Source organism: Clostridioides sp. ES-S-0123-01, assembly GCF_020658415.1.
Lineage (GTDB): Bacteria > Bacillota > Clostridia > Peptostreptococcales > Peptostreptococcaceae > Clostridioides.
In genome coordinates this window covers 213,374-229,042 of record NZ_JACVWD010000004.1, presented here as the reverse complement: position 1 = coordinate 229,042, position 15,669 = coordinate 213,374, and the positions used below count along the sequence as shown (strand labels likewise).

Genomic DNA, 15,669 nt, shown 5'->3' with positions numbered 1-15,669 from the left:
AGTTTATTAAGCCTCCCTAACACTGTACTTTTCAACAAATCTACAAGGGTGGTAAGAAAGTTTAGCTTTTCTCAGACCTTCAATACCTAAGTCTTCTTCTCTATTTACAAACTCAACATCTTTAAATTCACTTACTAAAAATTGTTGGTTTATAAATGGATATAAACCTCTTATATCTGGATTGGCTTTTTCTATATGAATTAATGCCATGTTTTTATTTAAAAGCTCTCCGATACTAAATGCTTCTAATTTTCCATCCACATATACACCAAATACTTTTACTTTATCTTTTAAAATATCATAATTGTTAAATATCTTTTTGATACCAACTAATTCATCATCCATACTTTCATCAAATTCGTTATTTTCTTCTTTGTTACTTTCCCATTCTTTCATTAATACTAAACATTCATTGAAGTTTTCTTTATCTAATAATCTTGCTTCATATCTACCTGCATATTCTTTTAAGAAATAATTTATATGATTTCTCTTCTTTTGATTCTTTTTACCTGCTAGCGTTCTTAAACTTTCTGCATCATAGATATAATCAAATAAATCTCTTTCTTCTATATACTCAAATCTATTTGGGTATTTTTCTTTTAAAAATTCTACCACTTCAGTAGTAATACCTCTTAAGTATATCTTTTTGTTGTTATGTGAAAAATACTCAAGTACAAAATCTACAACTTCTGGAAGTTTGTCTTTTTTAGCAAGTGGTAATATTGAGAAACTATCTCCTTCATATTCACCAACTAAAACAGCAAAATCTTCACCTATATAGTATCCTGTCTTATAAACATGTTGCCACATATATAAAGTACTAAAACAGTACTCACAAGCTTCATAATCTACTAAATCAAAATAAGGGTCTAGCTCCTTTTTTGAATTTAGTTCAATATCTTTGAAAAACATAAAATCCTCCTACCTTTTTATTGCTTAATTTTTTAAAATTTTATTTTGTATCTATAAAAACTCCAATTTAGTTATGGTATTAATTTCACTTATATTGTCTAAAATATAAAATAGGATAGTTCCCATATATCTTATATTACCCATCATAAAATTATATAAACATGTAATGACTGGAGTGATTTTTTATTGAGAAATAAAATTTTTTTATTAATACTTATTATAATATCACTTTTAAGTGCTTGTGACAAAAAATCTCTACTATCTATACATATAATAGATGTTGGACAAGGTGATAGTCTTTTAGTTCAAACACCTACAAAGAAAAATATATTAATTGATGGAGGTGATGAAGATAGTGGAAATATAGTTACTAGTTACTTGAAACAAAAAAGAATAAAAACCATTGATATAATAATAGCTACGCATCCAGATTCAGACCATATAGGAAGTCTTGATAATGTCATAAAAAAATTTAATGTAAACTCCATCTATATGCCTGAACAATCAACAGAAAGTGAAGCTTATCAAAATCTAATAAGTTCTTGTAATGATAAAAACCTATCTATACAGTATCTATACAGAGATGATGTTTTAAATATCGATAACAATATAAATATATATGTATTAAGTCCTTCATATATACAGGAAGAACCTAATTTAAACTCAATAGTTTTTAAATTAAATTTTAATGACACCTCATTTTTATTTATGGGCGATGCTGAAGAAGCAATTGAAAAAGAAATTTTACATTATTTTAAATTAGATAACATCAATTTTATAAAAATCGGTCATCATGGAAGCAATTCATCAACTACTTTAGAATTTATTGAAAAAATTCATCCAGATATAGCCGCAATATCGTGTGGATATAAAAATCAATATGGACATCCTCATAAGGAAGTTATCAATAATTTAAAACAAAACAATATATCAATTTATAGGACAGATAAAATAGGTGATATTGTTTTTTATAGTGATGGTAAAATGATATTTACAAAACACAACTATAAAATAGACACTTAACATAAGAAATAAAACTGTAACTACATAACAGAACTAGGCTAAAAGTATCAACATAAAATGGTTTTATATTGATGCTTTTAGCCTTTAAAATATGTCCATAAAATTTATAGATAAAATATTTAGCATTATTACCCTAATAATTCATTAACTATTACAGATGCAATTACTAGACCTCCAACAGATGGCACAAATGATACACTACCTGGTGTTACCTTTTTACCATTCATGACTTTCTTTTTAAGTTCTATTGGTTGTTCAGTTGAATATACCACCTTTAATTTTTTAATTCCTCTATCTCTAAGCTCTTTTCTCATGACTTTAGCTAAAGGACAAGTACTTGTTTTGTGTATATCAGTAACAACTATTTTAGTTGGGTCCAATTTATTTCCCATACCCATAGAACTTATTATTTTTAAACCTCTTTTTTCACATGTTTCAATTAAATGTATCTTCGAGCTTACCATATCTATTGCATCCACAACATAATCATATCTTTCTGTTAGTATTTCACTACTAGTATCTTTATTATAAAGATTTCTTATTTTTTTTATATTAATATTAGGATTTATATCTAAAATTCTTTCTTCCATAACATCGACTTTATATTTTCCCACAGTTGAATGTAATGCTGGTATTTGTCTATTTATATTTGTTATATCTACATCATCAAAATCAACAATAGTGAGATTACCCACTCCAGCTCTTGCTAAAGCTTCAACAGTAAAACTACCTACTCCTCCAACTCCAAATACTATTACATTTGAATTTTTAAGTTTTTCTATACCATCATCTCCAACTAGAAAACTAGTTCTCGTTGTAAAGTTATTTTCCATTTTTCCACTCTCCTAGACTTTTATATACCTAATATTAGTATTAGAAAATTCACATTATATAATACTAGATATTATATATTACTAAAACTAAATTATCTCAAAATAATTTTTAAATTTAAAAAGGTATCTTTTAATATTAAAAGATACCTTTTATACTGGCGGGAATGCGTGGGAATCGAACCCACCTAAGAGGCTCTTAACCCCTCATACTAGTTTTGAAGACTAGAGGGCACACCGGCACCCATCCACTCCCATAACGAAACGTTTCTCAACGAAATCTATAATATCATATATTTTGACTCTTTGCAACAATTTTTATAGATTAATTTGATAGCAAATCATATTTTAAATAGTTTTTATCTATAGCAATTAATATTTATATATCTTCTTATTATATTTATAACTATATTTATAAACTTAAAAACTGGAAACCATATTTTAATTATCTATAAAGAATTTTTCCTCTATTTAATCAAAATACAATTTCCAGTATAAATATAAATTATTTAATTATTTTAATATACGTATATCTATAGTTTTTCTTCCCCAATTGTAAACTGTCTTTGAATCATTCATAAATATATCAATTTTATTTCCTTTTATCGCACCACCACAGTCTTCAGCAGTAAATACCATATCAAATTGAGGTATATATACTTTCGTTCCATATGGTATAACCTTAGGGTCTACAGCTATTGTTCCCCACTTAGGCTTTGTTCCTGTTGCAGTTATACTATGACCAGAATATGCAGTTGCTACAACTCTCATACTTCTACCATTGTTACTACTGCTACTACTTGAAGAAGATGAAGCCATCCTTCTTGAACTTTCTCCCCTTGATGAAGCTACTTGCATTTCTACTTTTGTTCCTTTATTTACAACTTTATTAACTGGCTCAGATGTAACAACTTTTTTCACAAATTCCTTTTCTACTTTCTTGCCATTGTGATAAGTTTCTTTATATACTAATTCACTTTTACCAGATTTTCCTTCTTCTTTAACTTTAGAATCTCCTTTTGACAAAGAGTTATCTTCAACAACTGTAACTTCAAACGGAATGTCTTTAGTCTCTACAACTGTTTTTTCCTTAACATCAATTACTTCTATTTTATCTCCATTAGATAACTTTGAATTTACATCCAAACTAACTATATCATTTCCATCATAGCTAATGTTTTGGGCTTCCAAAAGGTCTCCTACATTAGAACTAAATGTAGATACAGTTCTTTCTTCTCCTTTTACTACTAATGTTACTTGTTTATTAAGTGCAGAGTATCCAGATAAAATTCCAACTGATAAAACAACCGCCATTGCCGAGACTTTAACATTACTCAATTTCTTTAAATTCATATAAAATTTCCTCCCTCAAATTTTTTACACTATATATTTTGCTACGTAATATTCTGCTTCGTAAATTTCTTTTTTGTTTTTTGTGTAACTAAATTGTAACTATTTTTTCAAGAGTTGTCAACTTGACAAAAAAATAGAAATATGCATACATAGTATTTTCAACTATTGAAGCATATTTCTATTAGTTACAACAATGTCATTGTTTATTGTTGTTTTGTTATCATTTTGTTACCTTTTATCTTTATATATTTTCTATCTGCCAATTGATAGGTTCTTTTCCTAGCTTTTCGAGAATTTCATTTATCTTAGAGAAGTGCTTACATCCAAAAAAACCTTTACTTGCTGATAATGGACTTGGATGAGGTGCTTCCAAAATATAATGCTTACTTGTATCAATCAATTCTACTTTTTTACGCGCATTACTTCCCCACAGTACAAAAATTACTGGGTCTTCACGGTCACTTAAAATAGAAATCACTCTATCTGTGAAAATTTCCCACCCTTTATTTTTATGAGAATTGGCTTCATGTGCTCTAACAGTAAGTGCTGTATTTAAAAGTAACACACCTTGGTCTGCCCAAGGCATTAAGTATCCATTATTAGGTATAAAGCATCCTAAATCTTCTTTCAACTCTTTGTACATATTTAATAGAGATGGTGGAGTTTTTACTTGTGGTTGAACTGAAAAAGCTAAACCATGAGCTTGATTATCTCCATGATAGGGGTCTTGTCCTAGTATTAAAACTTTTGTATCTTTATATGAAGTGTGTTTTAAAGCTTCATATATGTTATGCATATTAGGAAAAATTTGACGTGTCTTATATTCATCTATAAGGAATTTTCTTAAATTTAAATAATATTCTTTTTCAAATTCTTCCTTTAATAATTCATTCCAATCGTTTCCTAAATTAACCATAGTTATCACCAATTCCTTTCAGCTATTTTTATTTATTGTTTTATTTAGAAATTATGTCCTCTTGATTGTCATTTTTTTCATTAGTATTTATTTTTATGCTCACTCTGTTAGGTATACAAACTATACTTTGACTTGGTTTGTTTATAAAACCTGTATGTACACACACCTTATCAGGACATGAAGCATCTATTATCTCCACACCTTTGTCATGAATTTTAACTATATTGTACCCTCCTCTATTTTCTATTTTAAATTCTTCTTTGGCATTTATTGAAACAGTCTTATACAATTTATTATCTACATAAATTTCAATACTTCCAGCATTTTTAGAATTTATAACATTTATTATTCCATAACATGCTGTGATAACAATCAAAACACCTAAAATAAGAAGAATGTCTTTTTTCTTCATTTTTTGTCCTCCTATGAAATTATGCTATAATAAGATAATAACACAATTTCATAGGAGGAATATACCATGAATAAGAAAAAAATCACATTTATTTTTGTGATATTGATTTTAGCATTAATTTTATTTTCATTTTTTAGGAGTTCAAGTCAAAATACTAAATATAGTAAGACAAGCTATTACCTTGGTACAGTAAATGAAGTTACTATATTTAATATAAAAGAATCAAAAAGTGATAAAATTTTAAATGAATGTGATTCAATTTTAAGATATATTGATAACAAGATGAGTACCCATATACCAGGAAGCGATGTTTCTAAAATAAATGATAATGCTGGTAAAGATTTTGTCAAAGTTTCTGATGATACATTTTTTGTTGTACAAGAGGCTATAGAATACTCTAAGTTGTCAAATGGATACTTTGATATAACAGTTGGTCCACTATCCAATCTATGGGCAATTGGAACAGACAAGGCTAAAGTCCCAAATGACTCTGAGATAAACGAACTTCTGCCGCTCATTGATTACAAAAATATTATATTAGATGAAAAAAATAAATCTATAAAGTTAGCTAAAGAAGATATGAAAATTGATTTAGGGGCAATAGCTAAAGGATATGCTGCTGATAAAATCGTAGGCTATTTGAAATCAGAAGGTATAAAAAAAGCTTTAGTAAACTTGGGAGGTAATATATTTACTTTAGAAGATAGCAAAAATAACAAACCTTTTAAAATTGGTATTCAAGACCCAACTAGCAAAAATGGAGAATCTATAGGGAATATAGAAACTACAAATAAATCTGTTGTTACATCTGGAATTTATGAGAGATTTATAGAAAAAGATGGTAAAATATATCACCATATGTTAAATCCATTTACAGGATACCCTTTTGAAAACAACTTAAGCAGTGTTACAATAATCTCTGATAAATCTATTAATTGTGATGCTTTATCCACTTCTACATTTGGACTTGGACTTGAAAAAGGTATGGATTTAATTAATAGTATTGATAATGTAGATGCTATATTTATAACCAAAGATAAAAAAGTATATTTAACTAATGGCATACAAAATAATTTTAAACTTACAGACAAAGCTTTTTCTATTAAAAAGTTCAATAAATAATGAGTTTAAATAATAACTATATCTATTATGCATACAAATTTATACATACAAATTTAAATAACTCTAATATAACTAATGTAAATTTAAGTTTTATATAAAATATGGTATATACTAAGTAGTCTAAAACAAATTGTACTTATGTATATACCATATTTATAGCTTGATTTGTATAAAACACTACCCATTACGCTTTAACTTTCGATAATAAATAACTCCTACAACATATAAAACAATCCACAAAACAAATAAATATATGATTATTACCAATGAGTTGTATATATCTAATGCATTTAGTACAGAGAAAACAAAAGCAGATATAGGAATTATTATCATACATACAATGTAAGCATATCTTCCTGCTTTATCTCTATACATAACATTTCTTTCATCATGAAGATTAATGTTTTCTATTTCGAGCTTTTCTTTGTATTCTTCTTTATGCTTATTCCAGTAAAAGTAACGATAAATGGCAGAAATTCCACCAAATCCAAAGCCTCCTGCTAGTCCAGCAAACAAAGAACCTAACTTATCACCATTCATTAAACAAAGAAACAAGAAAATAACACCTAAAACTACAAATACAATTCCTATTCTTAAATTTTTCTTTTCCATGAACTATTTCTCCTTCCATAAAAATATTTCTTCAATCGACATTTCAAAAAAATCAGATATTTGAAATGCAAGTTCTAAAGATGGATTATATTTTCCATTTTCAATAGAACTAATCGTCTGCCTTGAAACCTTAAGAATTTTTGCAAAATCTTCTTGATTAAGACCTTTTTTCTTTCTTAAATCCTCTACACGATTTTTCAAAAAGATTGCCTCCTTTTTGTAAAGTTTCCTTTACATTTATAATATACCACTTGCTTTTATTTTTGTAAAGGAAACTTTACAAAATATATATAAAAATAGACATTTCATTAGAAATGCCTATCATTAAACATATTTAATTTTATAATTGAATTACATCTTGATGTCTATAAACCTTATTTTTTAATCTTTTTTAGTACATCTTTGAAACAACCTACATTTTTTTATTTTTAATAAATAACTCAACTAACTTTTTATAACGACTTTACAAACAAATCCATTCTATTTAATGCCTCAATTACATTTTCTTTTTGAGTTCCTAAATTTATCCTAACATACTTTTCTCCATCTTTTACAAAGTGACTTCCATCTTCTATTAGCACTCCTGTATTGACAGCTAACCTATCTGTAAATTCACTTGCACTTAGTCCTAGATTGCTTATGTCCATCCAAGCCAAATAAGACGATTCCATCTTCATTAGTTTAATCTTCTCATATTTATTTACCCAATTCTCTAAAAGTTCATAATTTGATTTTATATACTCATTTACGTTCCTTAACCACTCTCTACATTCATCATAAGCTGTTATTAATCCTATTATTCCAAATACATTTGGAGAAGTTATAGAATTTTGTTTTAGTTTCTTTCTAAAAGTATCTCTTATGTCCTTATTTATAACTATTGAATAAGAGGTCTTTAATCCTCCAAGATTAAACCCTTTATTTGGTGATGTCAATAGGATAATATTTTCTAAAAGTTCTCTTTCAAGCTTAAGAATAGAATTAAATTCGCCATAATGAATATGCTCTGCATGTACTTCATCTGCAACTAAAATAACATTGTTTTCTTTACATATAGTTGCTACTTTCGTCATTTCTTCAATTGACCAAATTCTTCCTGATGGATTATGTGGTGTACAAAACATCATTAACTTAGGTTTATTTTCTTTAATTTGAGATTCTAATCTATCAAAATTTATATAATATCTATCATTTATCACATCTAATGTATTACAAACTACATTTACACCCTGCTTTTTAGCTGATGATTCAAATGGGTCATAAACTGGTGTATTTAATATTATACTATCTCCTTTTTTACAAAAAGCTTGTACTACATAGTGAAGTGTTGACACAGTTCCATAAGTCAATGTAATCCATTCTCTTTCTACATTTACTTTATGCATATCATTTTGCCACCCAATAACTGAATCATAAAATTCATCATAACAGTATGTATATCCAAATACACCTCTTTTTACAGCTTCAATAAATTTACTTTCTATTTCTGTTGGTATTTTAAAATCCATATCAGCAATCCACATTGGTACAAAATCTTCTTTAATATCTCCAAATTTATCTCTTATAATATTTAAATCCCACTTTCTACACTTTTCACTTACTCTATCTGGTCTATCATCAAAATTATACATTTAAATTTACCTCGTCTTTTCTTATTATTATAAAAATACTTAGCTACAATTTATTTTTAATTTACAACTATTAAATCTTTGGTAGATATAGTCAATCTCATACACCCATCTTGAGTTATAAGTACATCATCTTCAATTCTTACTCCTCCAAGTTCTGGCACATATATACCAGGCTCTATAGTTACAACCATGCCTTCTTTTAATACTTCATTTGATTCTGAAGTTAATGCTGGATACTCATGAACCATAATACCTACACCATGACCCAGATTGTGTCCAAAATTATCACCATATCCATATGAACTAATTATATCTCTTGCAACCTTATCTATTTCACCAGCAGTCATACCTGGCTTTAAAACCTTTATACACTCTTCATTAGCTTTCTTTACTATATTATATATTTTTTCTAGTTCTTTATTTGTAGTTCCCATACAAATAGTTCTAGTAATGTCTGAACAATAATTATTATACTTTGCTCCAAAATCGAATGTAACAAAATCTCCATATTCTATAATTTTTTCACTAGCTTTTCCATGAGGTAAGGCTCCTCTCAAACCAGATGCAACTATAGTGTCGAATGATTCTTTTTGTCCGCCTAATTCTTTTATGAATCTTACAATTTCATTTTCTACTTGTCTTTCAGTCATACCAACTTTTATAAAGTCAATTATATGATAAAACGTAGCATCTACTATTTCACAAGCTTTTTTTATATATTTTATTTCATCTTCATCTTTCTCTTTTCTTAAAGTAGATAAATCAATTGATTTTAAAGTTACATTTAATTTGTTATTCATACTTTTATATGAGTCAAAAGATACTTCACTTCCTTCAAAGCCAATTTCTTTTATATTTTGATTTCTGCAAATATCATTAATTATATCAAAATACGTTCTATTTTTATCCATTAATATAACATCAAATAAATCTGATTTTCTTTTAACTTCTTCAAAGTATCTAAAATCTACTATTATATATTGTTTATCTTTCGTTATAAAAACATAGCCTGATGAACTAAATAGATTTCCAATATAAAACTTATTGGTAGAACTATTAATAAGAATTCCATCTACATTATACTCTTTAAGATACTTTCTTATTTTTTCTATTTTATTCATAATTTTATCTTCACCACCCTTAATTAGTCATATAGGTAAGGCTGGTAATATTGTTTCAATCAATATTACCAGCCAAGGTTATTATAGATAGTAAAATTTATAAATTAATCAATATAATCTACAACAAGTTTACCATCCTTTATTAATTTATTTCTGTAAAATACATTTCCTACAGCTATGAATATAGCACCAACTGCTATACCTATTACATATCCAAATAAGTTATCTACTAGAGGCCATGCCCATATAGCTGACTCTGGGAACCACTGAATTGCCCCTAAAACTATACCTGTAATAGCTCCTATTATACTTCCTACGATATTTAAAGGTATAACAAAACCTGGTCTCTCAAGTGCAAATGGTATTGCTCCCTCTGATATACCCATAAATGATAGGAATATAGAAGTTTTTCCTGCTTGATAGAATTGTCTATCATATACTCTTCTTCCCACTAATCTTTTATCTAATAAAGTTGTAAGTCCTAATCCAATTGGAGGAACAACTATAGCTATTGTTCTTGCTGTTATTGGTAGTACATTTTCTGTAGTCAAACCAAGTGCAACGAATCCTGCTGCTTTATTTATTGGCCCACCTAAGTCAAATGCTGTAGCTGCTGCTAAAGCTGTTGCATATACATATTCTCCCGCTGCTCCTGCTGCTGTTAAGAAGTTTTTCATACTTTCATTAATTAATCCACCAAATGGAGTTATTATAAATATCATCAATACCATACAAGTTAATGATGCTATTAGTGGTATTAAAAATGTTGTTTTAAAAGCTAACCAGTTATGAGAAACTTTTATAGATTTATTTAACCATTTTACAAAATATCCTATTATAAATGCGATTAATATTGCACCTAAGAATCCTGATGCAACTGGTACAACTTCTGTCCATTGTCCATCTACGAATTGTGGTACACCTACAGGTTTATTAGCTATATATCCACCTATAAATCCTGCTATTAGGGCTGTTTTTCCACCTATAGAATTTGCACAGAATGCTGCAAATAGTGGTATTGCAAATCCAAACAGAGTAAATCCGAAGTTTGACATTAATTGTGCCATGTTTAAAAGGCTAAGTTTAAATCCTGTAAATTCACCTGAGTTCATAGCATCAACTATACCTACAGATGGGTCAAGCCCTAATATTGCATATGGTATTAATTGAGATAAAGCTCCTATAAGTCCACCCATTACTAAGACTGGTATCATATATGATATACCTGTCATTATATGTTTACTAATTTCTTTCCATTTTCCATTTCCCTTTGATTGAGTTGGATTAGATGGAGTAGTTTTTCCTGCGTTATTGCCTCCTGTTGTAGAAGCACCTGAACTGTTTATAACTTTTTTCTTGATTGCCATTCTATTTCCTCCACAGTAAATTTATTATATTCCTAAATCCTCTTCTATTTCCTTTATAACACCTTCTGCATTCTTTATAGCCTCTTGTAATTCAACCTCATAAACTTCACAACCATCAAATCTTTCCATACCTTCTGGTGTTATTGCTACTGCATGTATTATCATAGTTGCTCCTAATATGTCTTCTCTTGTTAATTCATTTTGCACACCATCTGCACCTTGAGTTTCAACTTTTGCTTCATAACCTAATGCCTTTGCAGCTTGCTCTATTGCTTCTGCTGCCATAAAAGTGTGAGCTAGTCCCATTGGACAAGCACATAATGCTACTAATTTTTTATTCATTTTAAATTCCTCCTATTTACTTTAATTAATTATTTTTATTTTAACTTTAGTATTTATCTATAAACCTAAAGCTTCATTTATTAAATTAGCGATTTCTTCCACATTATCACTCTTTAAAAGAGAATCTTTAAAATCTTTATTTATTAATTTTCTTGAAAGAGACGATAATAATTTAAGGTGTATGTTTTCTTTACTTTTTCCTGGCATAAGCAAACTTATTGCCAACTTGACATTGTCCTCACCTTCATTCCAAACAACATTATCATTAAACTTTAGTACCACTACTGCTGGATTTTCAATTGCATCATTTTTAGTATGAGGTATTGCTATAGATTCTCCCAAATTTGTAGTAAATTGCTCTTCTCTAGCTACTAAGCCTTCGTATACTAGATTTTCATCTTCTGTTAAATTTAATTCTTTAGCTTTCTTAGCTATAAATTTTAAAACCTCAACCTTAGACTTAGCCTCAGTATTTAAAAATACATATTCTTTGTTAAATATGTTTGTTCCCATTGTTAATTTCCTCCTTAATTACCTATCAGTGCCATTAATTTATTAAAGTCACATATTTTAATAATTCCTCTTACTCCACCTTCATCTTTTATAAAATTGTAAAGGTATTTAAATATTGAAAAATTATGTTTTTCTTTAGTATTAAAAAATACCATAAATACTAGTTGAACTTCTTGCTTATCCCAAATTATTGGATTTTCAAGTATTCCAACTCCGATTATAGATTTTTTATCTCCCTTCACTATTGTGTGAGGTATAGCTACTAGATTTCCTATTTCAGTTGATGAAATATTTTCTCTATCTATTATACTTTTTATTGAGCTTTCTTCTATAAAGTCTCTTTCTTTTAACTTGTTTGAAAGCGAAAGTATAACTTCTTCTTTTGTATTTGCTTTTATACTGAAAAAAGCTCTTTCATCAAACATATTACTTATTATTTTTCTTCTTTCTTCCTTTTCATAAAAGGCTTTGTTTACGTTTTCAATTAAGCTATCATCAAATATATTTTCTATATATAAGACTGGCTTTTCATATCCTTTTAATTCAACTGTTGATACTACCAAATCAACATCTTGACCTATTGCCATATCAAGATATCTAAATGGATAAACACCTACAACATTTAAGTCACTTATATTCTGCTTTAATTTTTCAGAAAGAAGCTGACCTGTGCCTATACCATAATGACAAACTATACAAATTTTCTTACTTGTATTTTTTTTCATTCTTTCATTTGAAGCAGCAAAGTGAATAGCTATATATCCAAGTTCATCTTCATCTAATTTTAAATTAAATTCAGTTTCTAGCTTATTTGATAAAAACACAGCTAAGTTAAAAGCTATTGGAAATTTCTCTTTTATTTGATGAAGCAGAGGATTATTAGATTTTATATTAGCTTTTGCTCTATTTAAAAACCTCTTTATATGGTCAGATATCGCTATCATAAACTCTTCATCTTTTGTATAGTCACTTCCTGAAATAAGCAGTATATCTTGAAGAGCACTACTTATAACGCTACTTATTCTTTCTTCAATTTCACTTGCATTTTTTATTCCTTGTGCACCTCTATATGCTATTACACCAGAATAATTGGAAATATAAATTACTTCATCTTCAATAAGTTTAAATCCAACTTTATCAGATATTTCTTTCATAAGCTTTTCTATAAAACTGTAATTATGAAATCTATATCCTGTATCTATTAAATTTATATTTTTGCTATGACCTCTCTTACTTCTAAACACAGAAACTATTATTTTTGAAAGTAAAAGATTAAAGTCTTTATCTGAAATTATTGTTTCTTTTTCTCTTAAATGCTTTTCTAAAATACTTTCTATGCAATTTATATCGTTTTCACTGATATCATCCAAAAATACTTTGATTTTACTCTTCTCATCCAACTTTATTGCATAATCAGTAATCAACTGTCTTATATTAATTTCTTCACCATATATATAGCTTCCATAATAAGGTTTAGATTTTATAACTAAGTCATACTTTTCAAGTTTTCTTTTAAGCTTACTAGATAATTTATTTATGGCTGCTATACTTAGATTTAATTCTTCTGCCATTACTTCTATACTCATATAATTTCTGTTAATCAGCATACATATTATATTTGACATCCTTGCTTCTTCAGAATCATCCAAGAAACCATTTATATATTTATTTGCTTCTTTTACAGCTTTTGATATGTTGGTTTTAGAGCCACTTAGCTTATATCCTATACCTCTTGAAGAATCTATTTCTAAATCATACTTACTCAAAATACCATTTAAATCTGCTATATATCTTTTAATAGTTTTAGTAGATACATCTAATTTAATAGCTAGTTCATTTGATGTCATATATCCATCTTTATTGCTTAAACTTTTTACTATTACTGCATGTTTCTTAGTTATCATTGTATCACCTTCTCTTTGATTTCAATTATATATCAAATAAAATTTTAGTTGTATATATAATATGTCTATATAAGGGACATTTTGTATTTATATATTATTGCATAATGTAACTATTGCCTCCGCATAGATACCTATCGCAGTTATAAACCTATCTAAACTGGCAAATTCATTTGCACTATGAACATTTCCAAAACTACCATCAGGAAATTCACACCCAAATATTACTGAATTCTTCATTTCAGCTGCATAGCTTCCTGCACTGGTTACTCTAACAACACTTTTTGAGTCTCCAGAATACTTTACATATATCTCATGTAAACGTCTTACAAGTTTCGAATTCTCATCTATATAATTTGCTTGCTTTAAATTTTCCCCAATAAACTTAAATTTATTAATATTATTTATTTTTATATACAAATCAAATTTTTCTATTATTTCTTCAACTGTCAATACTTCAGGATACCTAACACTTAAAATTACTTCAAGCTTTCCTTCTTTTATATTTATTATTGTTGGAACCATTGAAAGAATTCCACATTTTCCTTCAACATTTAAGCCAAACAGTTTTCCATCTATATTATCTTTATTTATTAGCCTGTACAAATCTTTTGCCCAATCTTCATCAAGATTTTCTGCTAAAATTTTAATTGTATCTAATATGGGATTTATTGCTTTTTCAGGTTTAGATGAGTGTCCACCTTTCCCATTCACAATATACTTACCATCATTAAAACTTATTGAAACATTATTAAAATCAGAATTTATATAATCATTACTTAAATTTTCAATATTTTTGATATACACTTTGTCTGGAATTGTATTAAACTCTATTCCACCACTTATATCTAGATATTTATCATCTATATCCAGCATTAGCTTTATTATCGCTCCACCCTTTTCTCCATTTAATACAGGAAATTTAGCATCTGGAGTAAATCCATATACACCATGTGGCTCTTTGCTATAATAGTGCTTTATGCACTTAAATCCACTTTCTTCATTTCCTCCAGCAATTAATCTAACTTTTCTCTTTAAATCTATATTTAGACTTTTTATCATTTTTAATGCCAAAAAATTTGCTATCATAGGGCCCTTATTGTCGGAAACACCTCTAGCAACTAATTTGTCACCCATAATATCTAGCTTAAATGGCTCACTATCCCATCCTTCTCCTGGATTTACAACATCACAATGCCCAAATATGTCTATATAATCTTTACCATCTCCATATTCAATATAAACAGCATGATTATCTATATTTTTAACAGTAAAATTATTTTCTCTACCTAAATTTTCAAACCACTTTAATGCATCATATACACCTTTTCCAAAAGGCATATCTTTAGATACAGTATTTTTATCATAAAAGGAAGGTATACTTACCCATTCCTCCAACAATTTCAAGAATTCTTTTTTATATTTTTGATTTTCTTCTTTAAATCTCTCCATGATTATCACTCCAATTTAAACCTTTATATTATATATCATAGTTTATCTTGTTTCATAAATCCTTATACTTTATGTCATTTCAAGGGACAAAACTTTTTTGCTATTGATTTTATAATCTATTTATATATAATTATTTGTAGGATAAATTTAATATCATAGGAG

16 protein-coding genes and 1 tRNA gene are annotated in these 15,669 nt (G+C 27.8%); 2 read left to right on the top strand and 15 right to left on the bottom strand.

Features of this window, described 5'->3' with window-relative positions; all coding sequences use genetic code 11:
* Positions 1-6: 6 nt before the first annotated feature.
* A complete protein-coding gene (locus tag IC175_RS10940) occupies positions 7-912 on the bottom strand; it encodes a DUF2156 domain-containing protein (protein WP_227432558.1) in 906 nt (301 codons plus the stop codon).
* Positions 913-1,098: 186 nt separating this feature from the next.
* Between IC175_RS10940 and IC175_RS10935 the strand changes: the two genes are divergently transcribed.
* On the top strand, positions 1,099-1,935 hold the full coding sequence (locus tag IC175_RS10935) for a ComEC/Rec2 family competence protein (protein WP_227851508.1): 837 nt from the start codon (positions 1,099-1,101) through the stop codon (positions 1,933-1,935).
* 128 nt (positions 1,936-2,063) lie between these two features.
* On the opposite strand, the gene IC175_RS10930 is transcribed toward IC175_RS10935, so the two are convergent.
* The 5 genes from IC175_RS10930 to IC175_RS10910 form a co-directional block, all read right to left on the bottom strand.
* Entirely contained in the window at positions 2,064-2,768 is a 705-nt protein-coding gene (locus tag IC175_RS10930) for a ThiF family adenylyltransferase (RefSeq protein ID WP_227432556.1), read from the bottom strand.
* Between the two features lie 156 nt (positions 2,769-2,924).
* Positions 2,925-3,021, bottom strand: a tRNA-Sec gene (locus tag IC175_RS10925).
* 257 nt (positions 3,022-3,278) lie between these two features.
* The gene (locus IC175_RS10920) at positions 3,279-4,118 is read right to left on the bottom strand and encodes a G5 domain-containing protein (RefSeq protein ID WP_227432555.1); all 840 of its coding nucleotides are present in this window, start codon (positions 4,116-4,118) and stop codon (positions 3,279-3,281) included.
* 241 nt (positions 4,119-4,359) lie between these two features.
* A complete protein-coding gene (locus IC175_RS10915; protein ID WP_227432554.1) occupies positions 4,360-5,034 on the bottom strand; it encodes a uracil-DNA glycosylase in 675 nt (224 codons plus the stop codon).
* A gap of 40 nt (positions 5,035-5,074) precedes the next feature.
* A complete protein-coding gene (locus IC175_RS10910; RefSeq protein ID WP_227432553.1) occupies positions 5,075-5,446 on the bottom strand; it encodes a NusG domain II-containing protein in 372 nt (123 codons plus the stop codon).
* A 66-nt stretch (positions 5,447-5,512) separates the two neighbouring features.
* On the opposite strand from IC175_RS10910, the gene IC175_RS10905 reads away from it, so the two are divergent.
* Positions 5,513-6,568, top strand: a complete 1,056-nt coding sequence (locus IC175_RS10905) for an FAD:protein FMN transferase (RefSeq protein WP_227432552.1) — start codon at positions 5,513-5,515, stop codon at positions 6,566-6,568.
* Between the two features lie 177 nt (positions 6,569-6,745).
* Here IC175_RS10905 and IC175_RS10900 read toward each other — a convergent pair whose 3' ends face one another.
* The 9 genes from IC175_RS10900 to IC175_RS10860 all read right to left on the bottom strand — a co-directional run bounded on the left by IC175_RS10900 (position 6,746) and on the right by IC175_RS10860 (position 15,507).
* Complete coding sequence (locus tag IC175_RS10900) at positions 6,746-7,180, bottom strand: tellurium resistance protein TerC (RefSeq protein ID WP_227432551.1); 435 nt, start codon at positions 7,178-7,180, stop codon at positions 6,746-6,748.
* Positions 7,181-7,183: 3 nt separating this feature from the next.
* Positions 7,184-7,381 (bottom strand): helix-turn-helix transcriptional regulator, encoded by a 198-nt coding sequence (locus tag IC175_RS10895; protein WP_227432550.1) that lies wholly within the window; start codon positions 7,379-7,381, stop codon positions 7,184-7,186.
* Between the two features lie 251 nt (positions 7,382-7,632).
* The gene (locus IC175_RS10890) at positions 7,633-8,811 is read right to left on the bottom strand and encodes a MalY/PatB family protein (protein WP_227432549.1); all 1,179 of its coding nucleotides are present in this window, start codon (positions 8,809-8,811) and stop codon (positions 7,633-7,635) included.
* Positions 8,812-8,867: 56 nt separating this feature from the next.
* The gene (locus IC175_RS10885) at positions 8,868-9,932 is read right to left on the bottom strand and encodes an aminopeptidase P family protein (protein ID WP_227432548.1); all 1,065 of its coding nucleotides are present in this window, start codon (positions 9,930-9,932) and stop codon (positions 8,868-8,870) included.
* A gap of 104 nt (positions 9,933-10,036) precedes the next feature.
* Complete coding sequence (locus IC175_RS10880; RefSeq protein ID WP_227432547.1) at positions 10,037-11,299, bottom strand: PTS fructose transporter subunit IIC; 1,263 nt, start codon at positions 11,297-11,299, stop codon at positions 10,037-10,039.
* A gap of 24 nt (positions 11,300-11,323) precedes the next feature.
* Positions 11,324-11,641 (bottom strand): PTS fructose transporter subunit IIB, encoded by a 318-nt coding sequence (locus IC175_RS10875; RefSeq protein ID WP_227432546.1) that lies wholly within the window; start codon positions 11,639-11,641, stop codon positions 11,324-11,326.
* A gap of 57 nt (positions 11,642-11,698) precedes the next feature.
* Positions 11,699-12,154 (bottom strand): PTS sugar transporter subunit IIA, encoded by a 456-nt coding sequence (locus tag IC175_RS10870; RefSeq protein WP_227432545.1) that lies wholly within the window; start codon positions 12,152-12,154, stop codon positions 11,699-11,701.
* A 14-nt stretch (positions 12,155-12,168) separates the two neighbouring features.
* Positions 12,169-14,058 (bottom strand): BglG family transcription antiterminator, encoded by a 1,890-nt coding sequence (locus IC175_RS10865; RefSeq protein ID WP_227432544.1) that lies wholly within the window; start codon positions 14,056-14,058, stop codon positions 12,169-12,171.
* Positions 14,059-14,145: 87 nt separating this feature from the next.
* A complete protein-coding gene (locus tag IC175_RS10860; protein WP_227432543.1) occupies positions 14,146-15,507 on the bottom strand; it encodes a Sapep family Mn(2+)-dependent dipeptidase in 1,362 nt (453 codons plus the stop codon).
* Between the last annotated feature and the right edge of the window lie 162 nt (positions 15,508-15,669).